The sequence below is a fragment of the Nocardia elegans NBRC 108235 genome, assembly GCF_001612845.1.
Lineage (GTDB): Bacteria > Actinomycetota > Actinomycetes > Mycobacteriales > Mycobacteriaceae > Nocardia > Nocardia nova.
The window spans coordinates 109,355-132,601 of the sequence record NZ_BDBF01000022.1 but is presented as its reverse complement, the minus strand read 5'-3'; the positions used below and the strand labels follow the sequence as shown (position 1 = coordinate 132,601).

Sequence of the window (23,247 nt, the reverse complement as noted above, 5' to 3'; positions counted from 1 at the left end):
TTTTCCGCATTTCCTGTGGCGGTTTGCACGAAAAGTTCAGGGTACGTCCGGCCTCACCTCGTCCGGCGCGCCCGCACATCGGCGGACGGCTGTCCGAACCACACTGCGCGGGAACCGATTCCACTTCCCCCGCGTCGGAGTATCCGGGGGCGCCGAATGCCGAGACCGGTGGCGGCCGATCCCGATCGGCATCGGATTCAGTCGCAAGGACGGACATATGACTGCTCGGCGTTCGGATATCGCCACATACATCGTGGTGGCGTACGCACTGGCGTGGGTGCTCGCGTCGATTCCCTGGATCGACGGGAAGGGGCTGGAATCGGTCCCGTGGCTGAACGATGGCGCGGCCCTCATGATGTTCGCCCCGACAGTGGCCGTTCTCGTCGCACGGTCGAGGATGCGGCAGCCTGTGCTCGCGCGACCCGCCGCACCGGGCGTCCCGGCGGCTCCCGGCTTCGCCGCCGACGTCGGGCTCGGACTCGGTCCGGCACCCGCCCGCACCGCCCGATTGATGGTCGCCGCCTGGCTCGGCACGCAGATGGTCGCGTGGATCGCCTACGAGATCAGCGCGGCGCTGGGCTGGTTCCATTTCGATCTGGGCACGATCGACACCTCGATGCTGGTCGCGATGCTGTTCGAGACACTGACGACGTCCGTCATCGCGACGCTGCCGAACGCGCTCGGCGAGGAGATCGGCTGGCGCGGTTGGCTGTTGCCACAATTGATCTCCCGCTACGGCACCCCGATGGCGCTGATCGCGACCGGGGTCGTCTGGGCCCTCTGGCACGCCCCGCTCACACTGCTCGGTTACGGCTTCACCGATATCGGCGCCTGGTCGGCATTGGCCTACATCCCGTTCGCCGTCTGCTTCGGCGCCGTCCTCGGCTGGCTGCGGCTGCGGTCGGCCAGCGTGTGGCCCGCCGCGGTCGCGCACGCGTCGTGGAACAGCGGAGCGTTGATCTTCGGCGCCCTGCAGTCGGCCGACTCAAGCGAGCACGCACACACGCTACTGGGCGGTTCCGGCATTCCCGGCTGGATCCTGTGGGCGGCCGTCGCGGCCGCATTGTTCGCCTTCGCGCCGGTAGCGAAAACCCCCGCACCTGCACTGCAAACTTCGGTGCAGACGTAGCGCCGCTACTGTGGTTAGCTTTGAGGCCATGAGTACCACGCTCGCTGCTCTGCCGGAAGAATATCTGCCCCGCGACACCGCGGATGTCGTTCGCACAGTGCGGGATTCACGACCGCAACCGCTGACCGTGCGCGGCGGCGACCACAGCAGCGAGCAGCTCGACGACGAACCGGCCCCGCCCGACCGTCGCATCGTGATGTCGCTGCGCCGGATGAACCGGGTGCAGGCGGTGGACGCCGATGCGCGGCTGGTGCGCGTGCAGGCCGGCGCACGATTGTCCGATATCGATCGCACCCTGGCCGCACACGGTCTGGGTTTGCCGATCGTCGGCGACCACCGCGAGATCACCGCCGGCGGTTTCGCCGCCGTCGGCGGGCTCAGCGCGGCCTCGCACCGCTACGGCATGTTCAGCGACAACGTGGTCGCCCTCGAATACGTGGACCCCGAGGGCAGGTTCGGCACCTGCGGGCGCACCCATCATGCCGAGCGATTCCACCGCATCCTCGGCGGGGCCGGGCGCACCGGCATCATCACGGCGCTGACGCTGCAAGCCATCGAGGTCGACAAGGACCACACCTGGCTCACCTCCGACGCGCACCGCTTCCTCGACTTCGACACCTTCGTCGAACACTCGCACGCCGAGATCACCCGCCCCGGCGATGCCCTGCTGCAGGTCGGCCGCTGGGTAGACACCGCGCCGCTGCGCGTCTCGCGTCCGGTCGGCACCGGGAACATCCAGCTCGGCACGGTCCGCTTCGGCCAGTGGTCGAGTCTGCACCCCACCACCGCCACCCCCTCGCTGCGGGCCCGCCGCGAACTGGGTGCGCGGGCGCGAAAGTCGTTGGGCGCCATCGCCTCGGCCGCGGGTGGCCGCGCCGGTATGCCGGTGCGCAACGCCGCCGCCGGTGCGCTGATGTTCGCCCCCAAGGTCCTCACGCTGCGCGACGCCGAATATCTCGCCGACACCGTGATCAGCTCCTCCGAGCGCGGCCCTGCCTACCGGGTGGCGGTCTTCGCGCCCCTGAGCAGCTACAGCACCGTCTTCCACCGCCTGCACGACCTGTTCGCCGAGCATCGCGAACGCAGCGGCGCCATCACGGTCATCTCCGCCATGACCTACGGCGTGCGGTCCCCGTATCTGCACGAATCCGCCGGCGAGGACCACGGCTTCATCACCTTCACCTGCCGCCTGCGCCCCACCGGCACCTATTCCGGCCGCTCCGGCGCCCCGGAACTGTTGCGCGACATCACCTCCGGCATCGACGACATCTGCCGCTCCGAACGCGCCCGCCGCTACCACACCCCCGACTGACCTCACTGCGGAGACCGAACGCCCCGGCAGACATGTCGGGGCGTTCGGCTTTTCCGGAGATATTCCTTTTCGGCGATATCTCGGAAAAGCCCCATCAACGACGAAGCGCCCCGGCCGAAGCCGGGGCGCTCGAGCGTCGGATACTCAGTGCTTCTCGGGTCCCACGTGGTACTCGAACACCAGACCGGCGACCGAGGCCAGGATGCAGAGCACGCCCAGGCCGATCAGCCAGTACTGGAAGAACGCGAAGCCGAGCGCGGTGACCGAGGCGGAACCGGCCAGCAGGATGGGCCAGAAGCTGCCGGGCGAGAAGAAGCCCAGGTCGCCGGCACCGTCGACGATTTCGGCCTCTTCGTAGTCCTCGGGGCGCAGGTCCAACCGGCGCGCCACGAAGCGGAAGTAGGTGCCGACGATCAGCGTCAGTCCGGCGGTCAGCACGATGGCGGTGGTACCCGCCCACTCGACGCCGGTGCGGGACTGGCCGGTGAAGAATCCGTAGACGACCGCCACGATGATGAAGAACACCGTGAGCAGCTCGAAGATGCGTGCTTCGACCTTCATGTCTGTTCAGTACCCTTCTTACTTGCTCTCGGCCTGGCTGGCTTCACGCGCGGTGCGACGGGTGTCGAACGGGTGCGTGGTGGTCGCGACCGGCGACTCGCCGATGCTCGACAGGGCCTCGGCATTGGTCTTACCCGCTTCGCGGGCGGCGATGTACTTGTCGAACTTGTCCGGCGTCACGGCACGCACTTCGAAGTTCATCATCGAGTGGAAAGTACCGCACATCTCCGCGCAGCGGCCGACGAAAGCACCCTCGTGCTCGATCTTGGTGATCTGGAAGGTGTTGTCGGAGTGGTTTTCCTTCGGGTTCGGCATCACGTCGCGCTTGAACAGGAACTCCGGCACCCAGAAGGAGTGGATGACGTCGGCGGCGGCCAGCTGGAATTCCACGACCTTGTTGGTCGGCAGCACCAGCACCGGGATCTCGTTGGACGAGCCGATGGTCTCGACCTTGTCGTAGTGCAGGTAGGAGATGTCGTTGGCGGGCAGGCCGTGGAGCGGACCCGGCTGCGGGTGGCCGTCGGCGGTGCGCTCCTTGTACTCGGCCTGGATCTGCTCGTTCAGCGCCTGACGGGTCTGGTCGACACCCTCGTAGACCTGGCCGTTCTGACCGACGACCTTCTGGTAACCGAACTTCCAGTTCCACTGGAACGCGGTCACGTCGACGACCACATCCGGGTTCGAGGTCTTCTCGTGCACGTAGTTCTGCACGACCACGGTGAAGTAGAACAGCACCGCGATGATCACGAACGGAATCGCCGTGTAGGTCAGCTCCAGCGGCACGTTGTACCCGGTCTGCCGCGGGAACTCCGGGGAGGTCTTCTTCTTGCGGTGGAAGGTCACGGTCCAGAAGGTCAGACCCCAGACCAGCACACCCATCGCCAGGGCGGCGACGACCGACCACGTCCACAGTTCCCGCATCCGGGTCGCCTGCGGGGTCACACCCGAGGGCCAGCCGAACCGAAGCACGGGATTGTCGATCGAGCAGCCCGAGACGAGCATCACGGTGATCCCCATGGACACCGCCAGCCCGGCCCGCCGAAGGATGCGGCCCCGCCGTACCCGGGCGGGTCGTGCCCCTATCGCTTCGCTCGCCTTGTGCGCCACGCTCAACGCCTTCCTGGTCGTCCATCCGACACGGCGCCACCCGGATGCCGGGCGGCGCGTTTTCAGCACGTTCGGGAGCCTTTCGCGAGCCGCACCGAACGCACGGCCGACCACGAGAGTTCCCGAGTACTACGCAGCGTAGACCAAACCGCCTCCCGCGTTGTGCCGGGGTCGCTTTCGACACCGCCACCGGGTGCGATCCCCGGCCGATCGGTTGCGCCGCGCCCGCGCGTGGGCGCGAAATCCCAGGCGAGCGCGACCGCCGCCCAGCGAGGCGACGAGCCGGGCCGCGGTGCGGCATACTCGGGGACTGGTTTCGAATGTTCTCCGCGTACCCGATCCGGAAACGAGGTTCTCGACGCAGTGTGTGGACTGCTGGGATTTCTGACCGCCGATGTGGCCACCGACTCCGTCGTACAGCAGGTGTACGACGCCTTGCAGTGCGGGCGCCATCGCGGCCCGGACGAGCGCGGCACCTGGCACGACGAACACATCATCCTGGGCTTCAACCGCCTCTCGATCATCGACATCGAGCATTCGCATCAGCCGCTGCGCTGGGGTCCGCCGGAGAATCCGCAGCGTTATGCGCTGGCGTTCAACGGTGAGATCTACAACTACCTGGAGTTGCGCGCGCAGCTGAGCGACGAATTCGGGGCGCGGTTCGCCACCGAGGGCGACGGTGAGGCGATCGTCGCGGCCTATCACCACTGGGGCACCGCGGCATTCTCCAAGCTGCGCGGCATGTTCGCCTTCGCCATCTGGGACACCGAAACCCAGGAGCTGGTGCTGGCCCGCGACCCGTTCGGCATCAAGCCGCTGTTCCTGGCCACCGGTCCGGGCGGCACCGCCTATGCCAGCGAGAAGAAGAGCCTGCTGGAGCTGCTGCCCGCGCTGAATCTGTCGGACGCGCTGGATCCGCGCGCGCTCGAGCACTACACGGTGCTGCAGTACGTGCCGGAGCCGGAGTCGCTGCACGCGAACATCCGCCGCCTGGAATCGGGCTGCTACGCCACGCTGCGGCCCGGCGCCACGCCGGAAGTGACCCGCTACTTCGAGCCGAACTTCCGCGTGCGCCCGTTCGCGGCCGGCTCGGAGGAGGCCCGTTACCGCGAGATCGCGGCGGTGCTCGAGGATTCCGTCGCCAAGCACATGCGCGCGGACGTGACCGTCGGCGCCTTCCTGTCCGGCGGCATCGACTCCACCGCGATCGCGGCACTGGCGATTCGGCACAACCCGAATCTGCTCACCTTCACCTCGGCGTTCGAGCGGGAGGGGTATTCGGAGGCCGACGTGGCGGCCGAGACCGCGGAGGCGATCGGCGCGAAGCATTTCATCCGCACCGTGAGCCCCGAGGAGTTCGCCGGCGCGATCCCCGAGATCGTCTGGTACCTCGACGATCCGGTGGCCGATCCGGCGTTGGTGCCGCTGTATTTCGTGGCGCAGGAGGCCCGCAAGCACGTCAAGGTGGTGCTCTCCGGTGAGGGTTCCGACGAGCTGTTCGGCGGCTACACGATCTATCGGGAACCGTTGTCGCTCAAGCCCTTCGAGTACCTGCCGAAGGGTGTGCGGCGGCTGGCCGGCAAGCTCTCGGACCGGATTCCGGACGGGACGCGCGGCAAGAGCCTGCTGCATCGCGGTTCGCTGCCGCTCGAGCAGCGCTATTACGGCAACGCCCGCAGCTTCAACGACGCCCAGTTGCGGTCGGTGCTGCGCGAGTTCCGTCCGGAATGGACACACCAGGATGTGACGGCCCCGATCTACGCGCGCTCACGCGGCTGGGATCCGGTGGCGCGCATGCAGCATCTGGACCTGTTCACCTGGTTGCGCGGCGACATCCTGGTCAAGGCCGACAAGATGACCATGGCCAACTCGCTGGAGCTGCGGGTGCCGTTCCTGGACCCCGAGGTGTTCGCGGTCGCCGAACAGATCCCGTATCAGCAGAAGATCACCAAGGAGACCACCAAGTACGCGCTGCGTCGCGCGCTCGAGACGATCGTCCCGCCGCATGTGCTGCACCGGCCGAAGCTGGGCTTCCCGGTGCCGCTGCGGCACTGGCTGCGCGGCCCGGAGCTCTACAACTGGGCCGCCACCCAGATCGCGGAATCGCAGACCGACCATCTGCTGGACAAGTCCGCGATCAAGGCGATGCTCGAGGCACACCGCGCCGGCAACGGCGACCACAGCCGTCGCCTGTGGACTCTGCTGGTGTTCATGATCTGGCACGGCATCTTCGTCGAGAACCGGATCAAGCCCGATATTCAGGAGCCCACCTACCCCGTGCGGCTCTAGCCATTACCGCGAGGCGGCGTCGCACCGCGGCCGATCACGGCCCGGCGGTGCGGCGCTCGCCCCGATCGGAGCGATTCCTTTCCCACGCGTGCATAGACGTCACGTCATCTTTTCGACACTCTTGAACGTGCCGTTAAATAGCGGTACATTGAATAGCGTCAAGCAAGTTGAGCGGCTCGGCTCGAGCCGTGGACGGATATGACCGAGAAACGTACATAAGGAATTCCGATGGTTCGAAACGAACTGCCCTCGAAGATCCGCACCCGCATGTCACGCACGGTGATCGCGGTCGCCATCGCGGCGGCCCCGATCGTGGCGGCCGCTGCCCCCGCTCTCGCCGAACCGGTGGCGGTCCCGGCCCAGTCCCAGGAAGTCCAGGCACCCGGAACCGATATCCAGTTCGTCCACGGCTGGGGTCATCACGGTTGGGGCCATCACGGCGGCTGGGGAATGCCCGGCTGGGGTGTGCCGGGCGGAGGCTACGGCGGCTTCTATCCCGGGTGGTACAGCCCGTGGACCGGTGGTTACGGGTATGGCTACGGCTACGGCTATTCGCCGTTCTCGAGCGGCAGCGCCGCCTGAGCCGGTATCACACGGCTCGATCGCAACCGGCACGCGGCCTACCCTCATAGGCATGTGCCGAAACATCACCGCGCTGCGCGGCTTGGACCCCGCGGCGACACCCGAGGAAATCGACGCGGCCGCGCTGCAGTACGTCCGCAAGGTGGGTGGTCTGAGCAGTATCTCCGAGGCCACCCGCCCCGCGGTCGAGGAGGCCGTCGCCGAGATCGCGGCGGCGACCACCCGGCTGCTGGCGGCGCTGCCCGAGCGCAAGGTCCCGCCGAAGTCGGTTCCGCCGCTGCGGCGCCCGGAGGTACAAGCACGCATCGCCGCTCGCGCCTGAGCAGGGCGGCGGACCGGTTCTCGATGGCGTTCGGCTCGTGATTCACCCGGCGTTCGCCGTGGCGTGGGGTTTTCTGAACCCGCGCACGGTTGGCTGGAGGGATGGACGAGCGGGATGCGTCGGAGCCGGTATCGGAGCAGGCGGGTAGCGCCGGGGCGGGGGCAGGGCCTGGTGCGACGCCGGGCGGCGGTACGCACGGAAATGACACCGCTGGGCCGGAAGCCGCTGCTCGAGTAGGAGGACCGGAGGGCGTCGGCGCTCGCCCCGACCGATCGCGCGGGGTGAGCCGGCGGTGGCTGTTCGGCGCGTCGGGGGCGGCGGCGATCGCCGGGCTGGCCGTGGGCGCGGGGACGACGGCGGCATTGCACGGCGACGGGTCGTCGACCGGAAGCGGCGGGCGATTCTGGCCGCTGTCGCCGGAATTGGCGATCGAGCCGGCCCGGGTGGCCGCACCACCGGTCACGGGCTTGCACCTGCAGTTCGGCGCCGACGCCGCGCGCGAGGCCGTGGTCAGCTGGCAGAGTTCGGGCTCGGTGCGCAATCCGGTGGTGCGATTCGGCACGGCGACAACGGGTTTCGGCGCGACCGCCCAGGCGCAGACCCGGATCTACCGGGACGCCGCCTCGGGCACGGAGGTGTATGCCCATCACGCGGTGCTGACCGGGCTCACGCCGGACACCGACTACATCTACGCGGCCGGACACGACGGCGCCACACCGGAATTGGGCACGCACCGCACCGCACCGGCGGGCCGGGCCGCGTTCCGCTTCACCAGTTTCGGCGATCAGGGCACCCCGACGCTCGGCAAACTGGACAACGGCCGCTACGTCAACGACAACCTCGGCTCCCCCGTCGCCGGAGATGTCACCGCGGGGATCGAACACCTCGCCCCGCTGTTCAATCTCGTCAACGGCGACCTGTGCTACGCCAATCTCGCCACCGACCGGATCCGTACCTGGAACGACTGGTGGGCCAACAATTCTCGCTCCGCTCGCCACCGCCCGTGGATGCCGGCGCCCGGCAATCACGAGAACGAACGCGGCAACGGTCCGATCGGTTACGAGGCGTTCCAAACGTATTTCACCGTGCCCGACAGCGGGGCCGAGGATCTCGCGCGCGGGCTCTGGTACGCCTTCACGGTCGGCGCGGTCCGGGTGATCGCGGTGGCCAACGACGACATCTGCCTGCAGGACGGCGGCAACTCCTACGTGCACGGCTACTCGGGCGGCGCCCAGAAGCGCTGGCTCGACCAGGAACTGGCCGCCGCTCGAGCCGACCGCGCCATCGACTGGATCGTCGTGTTCATGCACCAGACCGCGATCTCCTCGGCCGACAAGGCCAACGGCGCCGATCTGGGGATCCGCCAGGAGTGGCTGCCGCTGTTCGACCGCTACCAGGTCGATCTGGTGCTGTGCGGTCACGAACACCATTACGAGCGTTCACATCCCGTCCGCGGCGTCCTCGGCAGCGACACCCTCACCCCGAAACCGGTCCCCGAAGCTGTCACGCCCGCCACCGCGACCGCACCCGAGATCATCGACACCTCCAAGGGCACAGTGCATCTCGTGATCGGCGGCGGCGGAACCTCCGCCCCCTCGAACGGGCTGTTCTTCCCCGGACAGCAGTGCCGGGTGATCACCGGTGTCGGCGCCGTCGACCCTGGCACCGGTAAGAAGGCGCCGATCTACGTGATGGAACAAGCACCCTGGTCCGCCTTCAAAGACCCCGAACACCCTTACGGATTCTGCGCTTTCGACGTGAACCCCGGCTCCCCCGGCGGCCACACCACCATGACGGCCACCTACTACGCTGTCACCGGCACGCTGAAACCGGTGGACTCCTTCATCCTCACCCGCCCCCGCTCCGACAGCTGACCCCCAGCACGATGATCGCGCGGCGATCGCATCGCCCTCGGCCACGACGGCCGCTCGCCACCGTGAATCGTCCATGCACGCAACCTATCCGCCGGGTCACGACGGCGCATCGCTCACGATCTCCGGCAACCGGTCCGCACCCCAGCTGCGGTGGATGTAGCCGACGACCCGATCCAGCTCCGGACGCGCCACCGCGGCCGGTTCGCCGCGTTCGAGCGGGTCGAAGTGGAAGATGTAGAGCCGCGAGGCGAACTGCTCGAACGGCAGCGATCCCTCACCGAACCGTTCCCCGTGCCCGGCCGTGCCGACGACCACGCCGTCGCCCCAGTCCTGGCCGCTGTCGTTGTTCGGGTTGTAGAAGTAGACCCGCATGGTGTCCTGCGGATCGAGGCTGACCCGTAGGATGGTGATCGCGTGCCAGCCGACGAACCGGGCGGCGCTGTCGGTCACCGCGATGCCGGCCGGCTGCGGGTGGATCAGCGGCTGATTGCCGTTGTAGAAGGGGTGGTAGCTGGCGTAGAAGTGCCGCAGGAATTCGTCGACGTCGATCAGCCGCCCGGTCTCCACGTCGACATTGATGCGGAATCCGCGCCCGGACCACCAGCCGTGGAATTCGGGATTGATCCACCGATGCGGATCGCCCTCGCGCCCGGCGCAGCGCCGCCCCATTTCGGCGTAGATCCGATCGAGATGCGGGACGACCAGCAGCGATACCGGGTCCAGGTCCATCGGCAGCGAGGTCGCGACCCCGGCACCGGCCTCCTTCGAGGAGATCGGCTGTCCCTCGAAATGCATGACGATCTCGTCGTCGCGGGCCGCCCACGCCACGGTCTGCAACAGATAGTCGGGATCGTTGTAGGCCCACATCGACAGGGCGCGCGCCGACTGGCAGGTCGGGTTGTCGCCCTGGCCCACGCCGAGCGGCAGGCCCAGAATCGACAGCATCCCGGACAGCAACCGCGCCCGTGCGTCCGGCACCGGCCCGAACACCTCGTGCAGCCGCTCCCGCGAGCGCGGCGATACCTGCAGCGCGAGTTGCCGCCACAGCGCGGGCGCGACCGGCGGTTGATACAGAATCCCCCGCTCCAGCAGCAGCGCGAGCCCGTAGATGCCCTGCGCGGTCTCGACGTGCACGGCCTCCTCGATCAGGTTGCGCACGAGTTCGTGGTAGCACAGCAGGCTGTCGCGCCCGGTGCTGGACAAGCCCAGCGCCTCACCGAGCAGATATTCCCCCTTGGTCAGCAGGAACCGCAGCAGGACCGCATGATACGGCGACACCAGCCCGGTGTCGTGCATCGAGCGCGCGAAACCCGTTGCCTCGTACTGCAATGCGCTGTCGTCCATACCGTCCAGGCGCGTGCGGTAGACCTCGACACCCGGATCCTCCCGGCAGGCGTCGGTGGTGCCGTAGAGGCTGCTGATCAGCCGGTCCGCACCCAGCCCGGTGGCGCCGAGATCGATATCGGGATTGCTGCGGGCGACGGCGATCTGCGTGATCATCCGCTTCACCTGCTCGACCTGGATGGGTCGCTGGCGCAGAATCCGCCAGATCTCGTCGACGAGATGCTCGAGCACCTTCTCGTAGCCGATCTCCTCCACCAGGTGATGCAGCAGCTCCCGCGAGACCCGCGCCATCCTCCCCTGCTGTTCGCGTTCGGCCTCGCTGGGCGGGGTGAACAGCAGGCTCAGGTTCACCGCCAGCACCTGCGACAGATGCCCCAGCGCCTGCTCCGCGCTCACCGACGGATGCGTGAACTCGCCCTTGGCCACCGCCAGCAGGCGCAGATCGCTCACCGTCTCCAGCACTACCGTGTCGGCGTTGGCGCTGCGCAACGAGCCCACACTCAGCGCCGGAATGAGGATCTCCGGTTTCGCCCAGTCGGTACCCAGGAACAGCCCGGCCGCCTCGAGACCGCTCGCCCGCGCCCGCACCGCCGCGCAGCCGCCGGGCAGCAGCAGCACCCGCCGCAGCGCACCCAGCACCCTGGACAGCTTCACCTGCTTACCGAAATCGCTGGTGGCGCCCAGAATTCGCGTGGCTTCGTCCAGCGTGGCGAGACGTCTGTCCAGAGTGTCGTCGTCGCTGCCGAGTGGAGTCAATCAGGATCCTCCCGTGATCCATTCCTGCCGAGAAGGATTCATACGTAGAAGTCGAGTTCTTCCTGTCGCTTCAGCAGGTCCCGCAGAGCGTACGGGTCTTCGCCGAAGAAGTACAGCAGACCCCAGTGATTGCCGAATGCGGTTCGCTTGGTGACCTTTTCCGACAGCGGGGCGGTGAGTTCGTGGGTTTCGAAATACTCGTGATCCTCCGTCTCCTCCGGGATCGACAACCGGCTGACCACCCGCCGCCGCGGGTAGACGCCGAACGAACCGGCATGTCCTTTCGCATCCACCACTTCGCGAGGGAAGAACTCCACGATCTCCTCCTCGGTGGTCTTCGGATCGAATGCGAGTACCAGCGCGTGATAGGCGTTGAATCCGTATGCGCGCTCGAGTAATTCGAAAACCTTGAACCCGGGCGGGCGATAGGCGACCTCGCCGAAGTACATCTCACCGTCGCTGGTGACGAAATACTCCGGATGGACGAACCCGAATTCGATATCGAAGGTCTTGATCAACTTTTCGACCTGCCGGGTGATCTCCGGCCGGTACTTTTCCAGTTCCGGGGTCGCGGGGACGAAGACGGAGTAGCCGAGCCGTACGTATTCGGAGATGTTGAGGAATCGGATCTTGCCGTCGTGGATCCACGCCTCGACCGCGAATTCCCAACCGTCCAAATGGGATTCCATCAGGACCGGGAACTCGTCGTCGGGGATGGCGTCGATCTCGTCGGGGGTGCGGATCACCCGGTGACCGAGGCAGCCGGCCTTGTCGAAGGCCTTGACATGGATCGGATCGTTCGGATCGCCGTCGAGTTTGAGCAGGGTCTGGTTGACGCGCTTGAGGAACCGGATGACGTCGTCACGCTCGTGTGCCTCCTCGAAGATGCCCACCCGGATACCGCCCAGTTGCGCGCGACGCTTCATCAGCGATTTGTCGCGCAGCAGCATGGCCTGGCCGAGCAGCCGCGGATTGTCCAGTAGCACCGAGTTGATCGCACCCGCCCATTCCACGGTCTCCTCGAAGATCGGGATGGCGACGTCGACGCCCATCTCCTTCAGGGTCTCCGCGATTTCCATCGACCGGTCGTTGAGTCGCTCGAAATTCCAGCAGAGGTAGGGTATTTCGTTCTCGGTGCAGTATTCCTCTGCCCACTCCGGGGCTACGACCACATAACGCCGATCGAATCGGTCCACCGCTTCGACCGCGTTCAGACTCCAACCCAGCAGGGCGACATAGCCTTTGTCCGGGTTCCTGCGCTTCGATTCACGGGATGTAATCGACAAACCTGCTCCCCTCTTCGACCTCGGTGCACCGTTCGTCGATCGCGAGGTCGTCTTATCGCGCGGTGGTCCTGCGCTCGATACCGGGGGCTGCGAATTCGGCGGGCTCCGGTATCGCCGCGCGTGCGCTCGGCATCGTCGACGGGCGGCAACAACGGCGATCCGCTCTATCACCGTCATTGCTCACGGATACCCCGGTGTTTCATTCCCAAACAGGGGCAACGCCGTTGCGTTATTGACACACAATCATTTTCGCTGGTGGGGTCCTTCAGGGTGGATGAAACGGTACGGCCGATCGGGCGGTCCGACGGACTCAGGACAGTGACAGCACCGCGGCGGTGACCGCGACGGTCACCTCGACGGCGGCGCCGAGCACATCACCGTTGAGCCCGCCGAAACGCCGCACACAATGCCATACCAGTAGAGCCGCACCCGCCAGAGCCACGGCGACCGCGACCGGCCCGAGCCAGGACGCGGGCGCGGCGAAGACGCCGGCGACGAGCGCGGCGAGAGTCCAGACCGCCGGTGTCACCGCCGACTGCGTGCGCGCCACCAGCGCACCGAATCCGGCGCCGGGAGCGGAAGCGTATCCGCGGCAGGCGAGGACGACCGCAACCCGTCCGACGGCCACCGCGAGCCCGACCGCGAACCAGCGGCCGTGCTCGGCGAGGGCGGCGAACGACAGCGCCTGAACCCCGATGGCGAAGATCAACGCGGCCACCCCGAAGGGCCCCGCCCCGCCGCTCTTCATGATCTCCCGGGCACGCTCCGGCGGCCCGTAACTGCCGAGCCCGTCCGCGGTATCGGCCAGCCCGTCCAGATGCATTCCGCGGGTCGCCAGTCCCAGCGCACCGACGGTGATCAGCCCGGCCAGCGCGAAACCCGTTCCGGCCCGGATCAGTACCCACAGCAACCCGGCGGCGCCGGCCCCCAGCATCGCCCCGACCACCGGTGCGGCCGCGATCGCTCCCGCCGCCGCCTTGCGGTCGACCGTCTCGGGTCCGCGCACCGGCAGCACCGTCAACCACGAGAGCGCGAGACGAGCCGCCGCGATCACGGCCGGAGCCCCGATGCGGCGATGCCGCAGGACGCGTATCTCGATGCCGCGTGCGGTGCCGCCGACCGACCACTCCACCCTGCGCGCGGGTGTTCGACGAAATACCCGATCCGACCGGTCTTCCGCGGCGCACTCAGGGGGCCGGCCGTGCGGGCCGGCACACCGCTGCCGCGGCGCCCGGGACGGGATCCACGGGCCGAGGGCCGCAGTTCCGCGCGCGCGCAGACGCCTCGGACACCGGCCGGCCGGCGACCCGGCCGCACCCTGCGGGCCGGGCGATCCGGTCCGCGCCCCTCGTTCAGGACACGACTTCCGGTGCGGCCGAATCGGATTCGGCGGTGCTCACCCCCGCCTCACCGAAGGTCGACATCTCCGAGAGCGCGGCGACGGCCGCGCGCAGCAGCGGCAGCGCGCTCACCGCACCGGAGCCTTCACCGAGCCGCATGTTCAGCTCGACCAGCGGCTCCAGATCGAGCTTGGCGAGGGCCGGCGGGTGCGCCGGCTCGGTGGACCGATGCCCCGCCACCCACCAGCGCTTCGCACCGGGGGCGAGCATTTCGGCGATGAGCGCCGCGGCGGTGACCACCACACCGTCGAGAATCACCGGCGTGCGCCGTGCGGCGGCTCGAGCGAGATAGCCGGCCATAGCGGCGAAATCCGCGCCACCGGCGATCCGCAGCAGCGCGAACGGGTCCTGGCGATGCGGGCGCGCACGCCACATGGCGTCGCGGATCGCGGAGGCCTTGCGCATCCATCCGGCATCGTCGACGCCGGTGCCGCGGCCGATCGCCACCACCGGCTCGGTGTCGGTGAGCGTGGCGATGAGAACCGTTGCCGGCGTGGTGTTTCCGATCCCCATATCGCCGGCGATCAGCAGGTCGGCCCCGCTGTCGATCTCCTCGTCGGCGATCGCGCGGCCCGCCGCCAGCGCGGCGTACAGCTCGGCTTCGGTGAGGGCGTCCTCGCGGTCGATGGCTCCGCTGGAGCGGCGAATCTTGTGTGCCGAGACCGATGGATCGGTGTCGGCGTCCACCGCGATGTCCACCACCCGCACGGTCGCGTCGGCGAGGCGCGCCAGCGCGTTCACCGCCGCCCCACCGGCCAGGAAGTTGGCGACCATTTGCGCGGTCACCTCGCTCGGATACGCCGACACACCGTGTCGCGCCACTCCGTGGTCGCCCGCGAACACCACGACCCGGGCACGCCGGAACTGATGCGGCGGGCACTGCCCCTGGCACGCCGCCACCCAATTGCCCAGCGTCTCCAACCGCCCGAGCGCCCCCGCCGGTTTGGTCAACTGCAACTGCCGCTGCTCGGCCTCGGCCCGCACCCGTGCGTCGGGCGCGGCGACCGGACCGAATGCCGGTGTGGTGCCGTCGAATTCGGCGAGGCCACGCGGGGTCGAACCCACCACCGAGCCGGCAGCGGTAGCTCCGGCTTCCGAGGCCGGCGTAGCGCCGCCGTCCGCATCGTGACCGGATGACAACGCTTTCTCCGCCGCAGCGGAGTCGGCGAAACCGGACCCGTGGACCGGACGCTCCCGGCCCGCGGAACCAGCGCTGTCGGAAGCCGGAACTCGCTGCGCCGCAACATCTCCCAGCCCGGCGGCCGCGACCGCGGCGGAGGCCGCCGCGATCCCGCTTCCGGCCGGAGTACCGGCCCCCTTCAGGACGACCGGCACTCCGGCGACGACCAGCACGACCTCGTCGCACACCGCCGCGAGCCGCTGATTCAGCGTCCCGATCTCGTCCTGGAACAGTCGTCCCGACGCGGTCGCCGGAACCACACCCAGTCCCACCTCCGGGCTCACGATCAGCAAGCGGTCCGCATAGCCGGTCACCGCCGCGACCAGCGCGTCGATATCGGGGCCGACGGTGCCGCGCGGCGATTCCCAGGCCGCGCGCGCGTCGATGCGGGCGGTCAACCAGGTGCCGAGGTCGTCGATCAGCGTCACCGGCGCCGAGTCACCGAGCACGGCGATCGGATCGCCCTCCACCACATGCCAGGTGCCGGGGCGCCGAACGCGATGGGCGGCAATACGATCGGCGAAGTCGGCGTCGGCGGGATCGGGAACCGCGGTCGCGACGTAGCGCACCGGTCCGCTGCAGCCGGCCACCTCCTCGGCATAGGCGGATTTCCCCGAGCGCGCCCCACCGAGCACCAGCGTCCGCAGCCCTCGGCCGCCCGCAGCATCGTTCACCACGTCAGCACGGTACCAATCGGCCCGTACCCCGGCCGCCGCACACCCGAGGCGCTGCTTCTCCGAGCCCGATGCCCCCGCAACGGCCGAGTTCGATCCGTCCGGCGCCGCTGTTCAGCACACTCGCGGCGGCCCTCCACCGGAAGTACACAGCAACCGCCCCGCCGACCGGACATACGGCTGCCCGCGCGGAGAACGATCGTGCGGTCCGGCGCCGGATACCCGAAACTCAGACCGCGTCGCCGGGCGACACCCGCGGCTTCGGGGCGCGCATGCGGCGGATCTGGGAGGCGCGGACGAAGGCGTACCAGCCCAGCGACCAGCTCGAGGTGGTGTCGTCGGGGTAGCGCTCCTGCACCCGCTTGTTGATCAGGCGGCCGATCACGAAGCCCTCGGCGACCATGAACAGCATCATCACGATCATCGCGAGGGTGACGTAGGCCTGCACCTGCGGGGTGAGGAACATGGTCAGGATCAGCACCAGCGCCAGCGGCATGAACAGTCCGACCAGATTGCGGCGGGCGTCGACCAGGTCGCGGACGTAGGCACGAACCGGGCCGCGGTCGCGCGGCAGCAGATATTTGTCCTCACCGGCGAGCATCCGGGCGCGGCGATCGGCGGCAGCGGCCCGGCGTTCGGCCGAGGCGACCTTGCGTTCCTCGCGGTTGCCGCGGGTGGCCTTGCGCCTGGCCCGGGCCTCCTTGGCGGTCAGCGGCGCGGGCGCGACCGGCCCGCGGCGCCTGCCCTCGACATCGCGGCGTCTGGGCGTCGGGCGCCCCTTGCCGGCGGTCGGTGCGGGCCGCTGCGCTGCCGTGGCCGTGTCGTCGTCGGTCGCGGCCGACGTGTCGTCGACGTGGTCGTCGGTGGTGCTGGCATCGCCACGGCGCAGGAACTTCACGCCGACCAGGCTATTGGATGGCGTACCGGCCTGGAAATACGGTCTCCGCTGAGCCTGTGTGATCGGTCATACCGCCCATACCGGCAAACCGGCTCCGACCGGCCGGTCTGTACCCCGCGACACGCCCCCCGGGTGTGGTGATTCGCACGTCCGAGCGCCGTCCACCCGGCAATTCCGGGGCCGACGGGCCCATGTCGGCGCGCGCAGTGGCAAGATTGGAATAGCCACCCGCGACGTGGCGTTGACAGCTACCGAGCCGTGCGCTGTTCACGGAAACAACGTTCACGGGTAACGAGGGTCTGCGAGGAGACTTCATGACTGTGCAGAACGAGACCACCACCCACGGTGTGATCCTGACCGACGCCGCCGCGTCCAAGGCGAAGGCGCTGCTGGACCAGGAGGGCCGCGACGATCTGGCGCTGCGCATCGCGGTGCAGCCGGGCGGTTGCGCGGGTCTGCGGTACCAGCTGTTCTTCGACGATCGCACCCTCGACGGCGACCTGACCGCCGAGTTCGGTGGGGTCAAGCTGGCCGTCGACCGGATGAGCGCCCCGTATGTCCAGGGTGCGTCCATCGACTTCGTCGACACGATCGAGAAGCAGGGCTTCACGATCGACAACCCGAACGCCACCGGCTCCTGCGCCTGCGGCGACAGCTTCAACTGACGATCTGCTCCCGGCGCGGAATCTCTGCGGAGGTTCCGCGCCGTGTCGTGCACACGGTACGGTAAGGCTGATTCCGCCCTCGACAGACAAGGACCGGGCTTCGTGACCATCGCTGTGTCCGCTTCCATCGCGACCGACCATTTGATGCGTTTTCCGGGGAAATTCTCCGACGTCCTGCTTGCCGATCAGTTGCAGCACGTGTCGTTGAGTTTTCTGGTCGACGATCTGGTGATTCGCCGAGGCGGTGTCGGCGGCAACATCGCGTACGCGATGGGTCTGCTGAACGGGAACCCGCTGCTGGTCGGCGCGGTCGGCCCCGACTTCGGTGAGTACCGCGACTGGCTCGAGCGCCACGGCGTGGACTGCTCGGCGGTGCGGATCTCCGAAACCGCGCACACCGCGCGCTTCGTCTGCACGACCGACGAGAGCATGGCCCAGATCGCGTCGTTCTATCCCGGCGCGATGAGCGAGGCCCGCGACATCTCGATCGCCGAGGTGGCCGAAAACCGTTCGCTGGACCTGGTTTTGGTGGGCGCCAACGATCCCGACGCGATGCTGCGCCACACCGAGGAGTGCCGCAAGCTCGGTATCCCCTTCGCCGCGGACCCCTCGCAGCAGCTGGCCCGCCTCGACGGCGACCAGGCGCTCGCCCTGATCGACGGCGCCACATACCTTTTCACCAACGAGTACGAGTGGGGCCTGCTGCTGCAGAAGACCGGCCTGTCCCCCGAGGAGATCGGCCGCCGGGTCGGCATTCGCGTCACCACCCTCGGCGCCAAGGGCGCCCTGATCGTCGACGGTGATGGTGTCGAGGTGAATGTCGAAGTAGTGCCGGAACTTTCGCAGGTCGACCCCACCGGCGTCGGCGACGCGTTCCGGGCCGGCTTCCTCACCGGGCACACCGCCGGACTCAGCCTGCAGCGCTCGGCCCAGCTGGGTTCGCTGACCGCGGTGCTGGTGCTGGAAACCGTGGGTACCCAGGAGTGGTCGCTCGACCGCGACGACGCGCTGCGACGGTTGCGCGGCGCGTACGGCCCGGAGGCCGCGGACGAACTCGGCGCGCTGCTGAGCTGAGCGCCGGCCCCGAGAGACCGGGCCATCGGGCGGCCCGCGGCCGTGACGATTCACAACATTGCGTCCGGATGCGCGGAGTTCGCCGGCGAACAATAGGGTGTGCGTATGGGATCCGATCGTTTATATTTTCGTCAACTGCTGGCGGGCCGGGACTGGGCCGTCGGCGATCCGATTGCCACGCAGATGCGGAATTTCTCGTATGTGATCGGTGATCGCGAGTCCGGCGAATGTGTGGTGGTGGATCCCGCGTACGCGGCGGGTGATCTGGTCGATATCGCCGAGGCCGACGGCCTGCGGCTGACCGGTGTGCTGGCAACCCATCATCATCCCGACCACGTGGGCGGCACGATGATGGGTTTCACCCTGCGCGGGGTGAAGGAACTGCTCGAGCGGGTGCAGGTTCCGGTGCACGTGAACCACGAGGAACTGTCCTGGGTCGCCAATGTCACCGGTATCGCCCCGAGCGAGCTGACCGGACACGACCACGGCGACACCCTCGCCGTCGGTGGCGTCGAGATCGAATTCCTGCACACCCCCGGCCACACGCCGGGCAGCCAGTGCTTCCTGTTCGAGGACCGGCTCGTCGCCGGTGACACCCTGTTCGTGGACGGCTGCGGCCGCACCGACTTCCCCGGCGGCGATTCCGACGCCATGTTCCGCAGCCTGCGCCACCTGGCCGAGCTGTCCGGCGACCCGGTCGTCTACCCCGGCCACTGGTACTCGGAAGAACCCAGCGCGGCCCTGTCTTCGGTGCGGGAGAACAACTACGTCATGCGCCCGACCACCCTCGAACAGTGGCATATGCTGATGCCCGGCTGAGCGACCGCCACCACCCTCCGAGCCCTTTCGCCTTGTGCGAGAGGGCTTTTCGCATTTTCTGGGCGGATTCACCACCCCGGCGAACTTTTGCCGACGCGGCGTTGATATCTTACCGACGCACCGTCAGGAAGATGGTGCTGTCGCGCCGCCGGTCCGACCGGCGGCAGCCGTAAGGAGTGTTGTCATGTTCCTGGCACTGCGCGAACTGTGGTACGCGCGAGTGAGATTCGGCCTGATGGGCGGCGTGGTCGCGCTCATCTCGATCCTGACCGTGATGCTGTCCGGGCTGTCGTCCGGGCTCGTCGACGACGGTGTCTCCGGCCTGCGCGCCCTGCCGGTCGACGCCTTCGCCTTCGCGCACGGCACGAAGACCGATTCGGCATTCACCCGCAGCACGATCGACACCGCACAGGTAGCGGCGTGGCGATCCCAGCCGGGCGTGGCCGATGCGGCCCCCTTCGGCAATACGCTGGTCAACGCCAAGACCAGCGGTGGCGTCGCGGTCGACTTCGCGCTGTTCGGCGTCGAACCGCAGTCGTTCCTGGCACCGGCGGCGGCGCAGGGCACAGGACTGGATCGGCCGGACGGCATCGTCGTGAGCGCGACCGCCCTCGACAAGGGTGCGCGACTCGGCGACACCGTCGTCATCGATCGGCTCGGCACGACGTTGACGATCGTCGGTGTCACCGCGGGCAAACAGACCTTCGGCCACGTCGATGTCGCCTACGTGCCGCTGCACACCTGGCAGCAGATCCATGCCGGGGCGAAACCGGGTGAGCAGGTGCGAGAGCAGTCCTACCGGGAGGCCAGTGCCGTGGCGCTGCGCGCGCAGCCGGGTGCGAAACTCGACCTGACCGCCGGCGACGCGGCCGCGGACACGACCGCCATGACCCGCACCGCCTCCTACGACGCTTCCCCCGGATATACGGCGGAGATGGCGACCATGACGATGATCAAGGCGTTCCTCTACGCGATCTCGGCACTGGTGGTCGGCGCGTTCTTCCTGGTGTGGACCATCCAGCGCACGGGCGAGTTGGCGGTGTTGCGGGCCATCGGCGCGCCGACGCGGTTCCTGCTCGTCGACGGACTCACCCAGGCCGTGGTGGTGCTGGTCGGCGCGACCGCCATCGGAGTGCTGATCGCCGTCGGCGGCAGCAGTTTCATCCACGGCATGCCGTTCACGCTCGAACCGGCAGCCGTCGCCACCGGAGCCGGCCTGCTGGTGTTGCTCGGCGTGCTGGGCGCGGCCGCCGCCATCGTGCGCGTCACCAGAATCGATCCCCTCACGGCCTTGGGAGCCAACCGATGAGCATCTTCACCACACGCAAAGGCGCTGCGACACAAGAGGATGCGCGTGCGGGCGACCTTCCCGCCTCGAAGACGGGACTCGAACTCGACGGCGTAACCCTCACCCTCGGTGACGGCGCCGATACGGTGACCGCGCTGGACGACGTGCACCTGTCGGTCAACCCCGGGGAATTCGTCGCGATCATGGGACCCTCCGGCTCCGGTAAATCGAGTCTGCTCGCCGTGGCGGGCGGTCTCACCACTCCGGATACCGGACGGGTTCGCATCGGCGGCACCGATCTGACCGCCCTGGGCCCGCGCGAGCGCACCCGATTCCGGCTGCACCACATCGGTTTCGTCTTCCAATCGGGCAACCTGCTGCCCGCGCTCACGGCCGCCGATCAACTGCGGCTGGTCGCCCGCCTCACCGGCACCCGCCGCGATCCGCGAGAGTTGCTCGGCGCGGTCGGCATGGGCGAGAAGGCGAATCGGCGACCGGAGCAGCTGTCCGGCGGTGAACGCCAGCGCGTCGGCATCGCCCGGGCGCTGATCGGCTCGCCACGAGTCCTGCTGGTCGACGAGCCCACCGCCGCCCTGGATCGCGCCCGCAGCGCGGAGGTGGTGGAACTGCTGGCCCGCGAAACCCGCGCGGCGGCGGTCGCCACCGTCATGGTCACCCACGACCACGACATCCTCGACCGCTGTGACCGCGTATTGAACATGGTCGACGGCCGCCTCACCCCCGAACGCTGAGGGTCGTGGCACACCGCGACCGAGTGTGACCGCGACAGGATGTGATAGCACTGTCGCACAGGGTCGGATGCGGCCCGGCCGGGTGAAACACCGTCCCGGCTGCGGCGAGAAGGAGGTTTCGTGCCGAGGATTCAGGCGGCGACGGTCGCGGAACACCGGCAGGCGCAGCGGCGTGCCCTCCTCGACGCCGCGCGCGCGATCCTCTCCGAACAGACCGGTGCGGCGCCCACCCTCGCCGAGGTGGCTGCCCGCGCCGGTCTGGCCCGGCCCAGCGTCTATCAGTATTTCGGCTCACGAGACGAACTGTTCGAGGCGGTACTGGCCGATGCGCTACCCCGCTGGAGCGCACGGATCACCGAGCGCATGGCCGCGGCCGACGACCCCGGCATCAAGGTCCTGACCTATGCGCTGGTCAATCTCGAACTCGTCGACGAGGGCGAACACGCGGTGGTACAAGGGCTTTCGACCCATATCGCACCCGATGCGCTCGCCGCCCAGGGCCGCGCCATCCACGACGAACTCCGCACGCCGCTGATCGCCGCGCTGACCGAACTCGGCGCACCCGATCCGGCGACCACCGCCGAACTGATCAACGCCGTCGTCCTCACCGCCTCGCGCATGGTCGAAAACCACGCCCCCGTCGACACCGTGGCGACGCGCGTCCGAGAGCTACTGACTCCGTATCTCCGTCACGCGGCGGCCGGCACGCACACCCCCGACGGCACGTAGCTCACCTCGGCCCGGCGGCACGGCCACGCCCCGGGACCGCATGCTCGCTCCGCCACTGCGCCCTCTGCCCTCCCCTCTCCCCGTGCAGTCCGGCCCGGCGGGACCTCACTGCACCGGTTTATCCGCGACCACCCGAAAGCCCAGATTCCCCGTCGAGGAGACCGGCTCGCTGCCCTGTCGCGCGGAGACGCGATAGCGGCGGCAGTAGGACAGGTGGCACAGATACGATCCGCCCCGCATCACCCGGTCGCGGCCGAGATCGGGTCCGGTGGGATTCGCTTCGGGACTGTGCCGATAGTAGTCCGGCGAAAAAAAGTCCGAACACCACTCCCACACATTCCCAGTGGGGTTGTAGAGCCCGAAACCGTTGGGCGCGTACGCATTCACGGGCATCGTGCCGAGATGCGCGCCGGGGGCCGTGCGGGGGAATTCGCCGGTGAAGACATTCATGTGCCGCTCCCCGTCCGGCTCGAAGTCCTCGCCCCAGGGAAAGGGGCCGGTGGATCCGGCGCGGGCGGCGTACTCCCATTCGGCCTCGGTGGGCAGCCGCGTGCCCGACCACGTGCAGAAGGCCCCGGCATCCTCCCAGGAGACGTGGACGACGGGATGGTCGGCCAGGGTGCCGACATCCGAGTCGGGCCCGAACGGATGAGCCCAGTCCGCGCCCTCCACCTGCCGCCACCACGGGGCATTGACCACCGCGCGGGTGGGCGGCATATCCGGCGGCAGCAAGCCGGCGAAGACGAACGACCAGCCGTATTTCTCGGCGTCGGTGCGGTAGCCGGTGTCTGCGACGAATGCGGCGAAGTCGGCATTGGTCACCGCGTACCGGCCGATGGCGAAGGCGTCGACCGTGACCCGGTGGCACGGCCCCTCGCCGTCGCCGGGATAGGCCCAGCGGCTCTCGTCTCCCATGGTGAAGGTGCCGCCGGGAAGGGCGACCAGCGCGGCTTCGAACTCCGCGCGTCGATCCGCCTCGCCCGGCCGACCGGCATCGGCATCGTGACCGGTCGAATCGGCGCTCTTTCCCGCTGCCGGTGCGCAGCAGGCGTGGTGGGTGCCGGAGTCGGTGCGGTATGGCATGACTTCCTCTCCCTCACTGTCCGAAGGGACAACACCGGCGGCGGTAGCCGATCGTTCGCTGACCCGACGGTACAGCGCCGTTGGCCCCGTCGTGGGCAGTATTCGGCAACTGTTCGGACGGCT

General features: G+C 68.4%; 20 protein-coding genes. 12 read left to right on the top strand and 8 right to left on the bottom strand.

The genetic code is table 11. The features are described from left to right. Positions 1 to 217: 217 nt before the first annotated feature. The gene (locus tag NE2_RS17660; protein ID WP_063027518.1) at positions 218 to 1,129 is read left to right on the top strand and encodes a CPBP family intramembrane glutamic endopeptidase; all 912 of its coding nucleotides are present in this window, start codon (positions 218 to 220) and stop codon (positions 1,127 to 1,129) included. Between the two features lie 28 nt (positions 1,130 to 1,157). Further along, the gene (locus NE2_RS17655) at positions 1,158 to 2,441 is read left to right on the top strand and encodes an FAD-binding oxidoreductase (RefSeq protein ID WP_030514775.1); all 1,284 of its coding nucleotides are present in this window, start codon (positions 1,158 to 1,160) and stop codon (positions 2,439 to 2,441) included. Between the two features lie 144 nt (positions 2,442 to 2,585). Here NE2_RS17655 and NE2_RS17650 read toward each other — a convergent pair whose 3' ends face one another. Together NE2_RS17650 and ctaC are read right to left on the bottom strand one after the other, a co-directional pair. After that, positions 2,586 to 3,002, bottom strand: a complete 417-nt coding sequence (locus NE2_RS17650; RefSeq protein WP_030514776.1) for a cytochrome c oxidase subunit 4 — start codon at positions 3,000 to 3,002, stop codon at positions 2,586 to 2,588. Positions 3,003 to 3,020: 18 nt separating this feature from the next. Then, positions 3,021 to 4,019 carry an aa3-type cytochrome oxidase subunit II gene (gene ctaC / locus NE2_RS17645; RefSeq protein WP_063027515.1) on the bottom strand — a complete coding sequence of 333 codons (999 nt, stop codon included), beginning with the start codon at positions 4,017 to 4,019 and terminating at the stop codon, positions 3,021 to 3,023. 453 nt (positions 4,020 to 4,472) lie between these two features. On the opposite strand from ctaC, the gene asnB reads away from it, so the two are divergent. From asnB to NE2_RS17625, 4 genes are all read left to right on the top strand, one after another. Continuing rightward, positions 4,473 to 6,398, top strand: a complete 1,926-nt coding sequence (gene asnB / locus NE2_RS17640) for an asparagine synthase (glutamine-hydrolyzing) (protein WP_063027554.1) — start codon at positions 4,473 to 4,475, stop codon at positions 6,396 to 6,398. A gap of 228 nt (positions 6,399 to 6,626) precedes the next feature. Beyond that, positions 6,627 to 6,980 (top strand): hypothetical protein, encoded by a 354-nt coding sequence (locus tag NE2_RS17635; protein WP_063027513.1) that lies wholly within the window; start codon positions 6,627 to 6,629, stop codon positions 6,978 to 6,980. 52 nt (positions 6,981 to 7,032) lie between these two features. Further along, on the top strand, positions 7,033 to 7,302 hold the full coding sequence (locus tag NE2_RS17630; RefSeq protein WP_063027511.1) for a DUF2277 family protein: 270 nt from the start codon (positions 7,033 to 7,035) through the stop codon (positions 7,300 to 7,302). 281 nt (positions 7,303 to 7,583) lie between these two features. Beyond that, positions 7,584 to 9,176, top strand: a complete 1,593-nt coding sequence (locus NE2_RS17625; protein ID WP_063027509.1) for a purple acid phosphatase family protein — start codon at positions 7,584 to 7,586, stop codon at positions 9,174 to 9,176. 96 nt (positions 9,177 to 9,272) lie between these two features. Here NE2_RS17625 and NE2_RS17620 read toward each other — a convergent pair whose 3' ends face one another. From NE2_RS17620 to NE2_RS17600, 5 genes are all read right to left on the bottom strand, one after another. Next, complete coding sequence (locus tag NE2_RS17620; protein ID WP_030514783.1) at positions 9,273 to 11,276, bottom strand: hypothetical protein; 2,004 nt, start codon at positions 11,274 to 11,276, stop codon at positions 9,273 to 9,275. A 38-nt stretch (positions 11,277 to 11,314) separates the two neighbouring features. After that, the gene (locus NE2_RS17615) at positions 11,315 to 12,355 is read right to left on the bottom strand and encodes an ATP-grasp domain-containing protein (protein WP_369817451.1); all 1,041 of its coding nucleotides are present in this window, start codon (positions 12,353 to 12,355) and stop codon (positions 11,315 to 11,317) included. Between the two features lie 517 nt (positions 12,356 to 12,872). Continuing rightward, positions 12,873 to 13,613, bottom strand: a complete 741-nt coding sequence (locus NE2_RS17610) for an adenosylcobinamide-GDP ribazoletransferase (RefSeq protein WP_063027550.1) — start codon at positions 13,611 to 13,613, stop codon at positions 12,873 to 12,875. Positions 13,614 to 13,914: 301 nt separating this feature from the next. Beyond that, entirely contained in the window at positions 13,915 to 15,819 is a 1,905-nt protein-coding gene (cobT, locus tag NE2_RS17605; RefSeq protein WP_084494113.1) for a nicotinate-nucleotide--dimethylbenzimidazole phosphoribosyltransferase, read from the bottom strand. Between the two features lie 226 nt (positions 15,820 to 16,045). After that, positions 16,046 to 16,714 carry a DUF3043 domain-containing protein gene (locus tag NE2_RS17600; RefSeq protein ID WP_063027507.1) on the bottom strand — a complete coding sequence of 223 codons (669 nt, stop codon included), beginning with the start codon at positions 16,712 to 16,714 and terminating at the stop codon, positions 16,046 to 16,048. Positions 16,715 to 17,028: 314 nt separating this feature from the next. On the opposite strand from NE2_RS17600, the gene NE2_RS17595 reads away from it, so the two are divergent. The 6 genes from NE2_RS17595 (at position 17,029) to NE2_RS17570 (ending at position 22,041) form a co-directional block, all read left to right on the top strand. Then, positions 17,029 to 17,379, top strand: a complete 351-nt coding sequence (locus tag NE2_RS17595) for a HesB/IscA family protein (RefSeq protein WP_036500157.1) — start codon at positions 17,029 to 17,031, stop codon at positions 17,377 to 17,379. Positions 17,380 to 17,481: 102 nt separating this feature from the next. Next, positions 17,482 to 18,453 (top strand): carbohydrate kinase family protein, encoded by a 972-nt coding sequence (locus NE2_RS17590; protein WP_063027505.1) that lies wholly within the window; start codon positions 17,482 to 17,484, stop codon positions 18,451 to 18,453. Between the two features lie 105 nt (positions 18,454 to 18,558). Then, positions 18,559 to 19,272, top strand: a complete 714-nt coding sequence (locus NE2_RS17585) for an MBL fold metallo-hydrolase (protein WP_063027503.1) — start codon at positions 18,559 to 18,561, stop codon at positions 19,270 to 19,272. Between the two features lie 184 nt (positions 19,273 to 19,456). Next, on the top strand, positions 19,457 to 20,581 hold the full coding sequence (locus tag NE2_RS17580) for an ABC transporter permease (RefSeq protein WP_063027501.1): 1,125 nt from the start codon (positions 19,457 to 19,459) through the stop codon (positions 20,579 to 20,581). Further along, positions 20,578 to 21,312, top strand: coding sequence for an ABC transporter ATP-binding protein (locus NE2_RS17575; RefSeq protein ID WP_063027499.1), 735 nt, complete (start codon positions 20,578 to 20,580; stop codon positions 21,310 to 21,312). The genes NE2_RS17580 and NE2_RS17575 overlap by 4 nt, the downstream gene beginning before the upstream one ends. 120 nt (positions 21,313 to 21,432) lie before the next feature. Beyond that, positions 21,433 to 22,041, top strand: coding sequence for a TetR/AcrR family transcriptional regulator (locus tag NE2_RS17570; protein ID WP_063027497.1), 609 nt, complete (start codon positions 21,433 to 21,435; stop codon positions 22,039 to 22,041). Positions 22,042 to 22,146: 105 nt separating this feature from the next. Here the strand turns inward: NE2_RS17570 and NE2_RS17565 are convergent, their stop codons facing one another. After that, positions 22,147 to 23,124 carry a formylglycine-generating enzyme family protein gene (locus tag NE2_RS17565; protein WP_084494112.1) on the bottom strand — a complete coding sequence of 326 codons (978 nt, stop codon included), beginning with the start codon at positions 23,122 to 23,124 and terminating at the stop codon, positions 22,147 to 22,149. Positions 23,125 to 23,247: the final 123 nt, after the last annotated feature.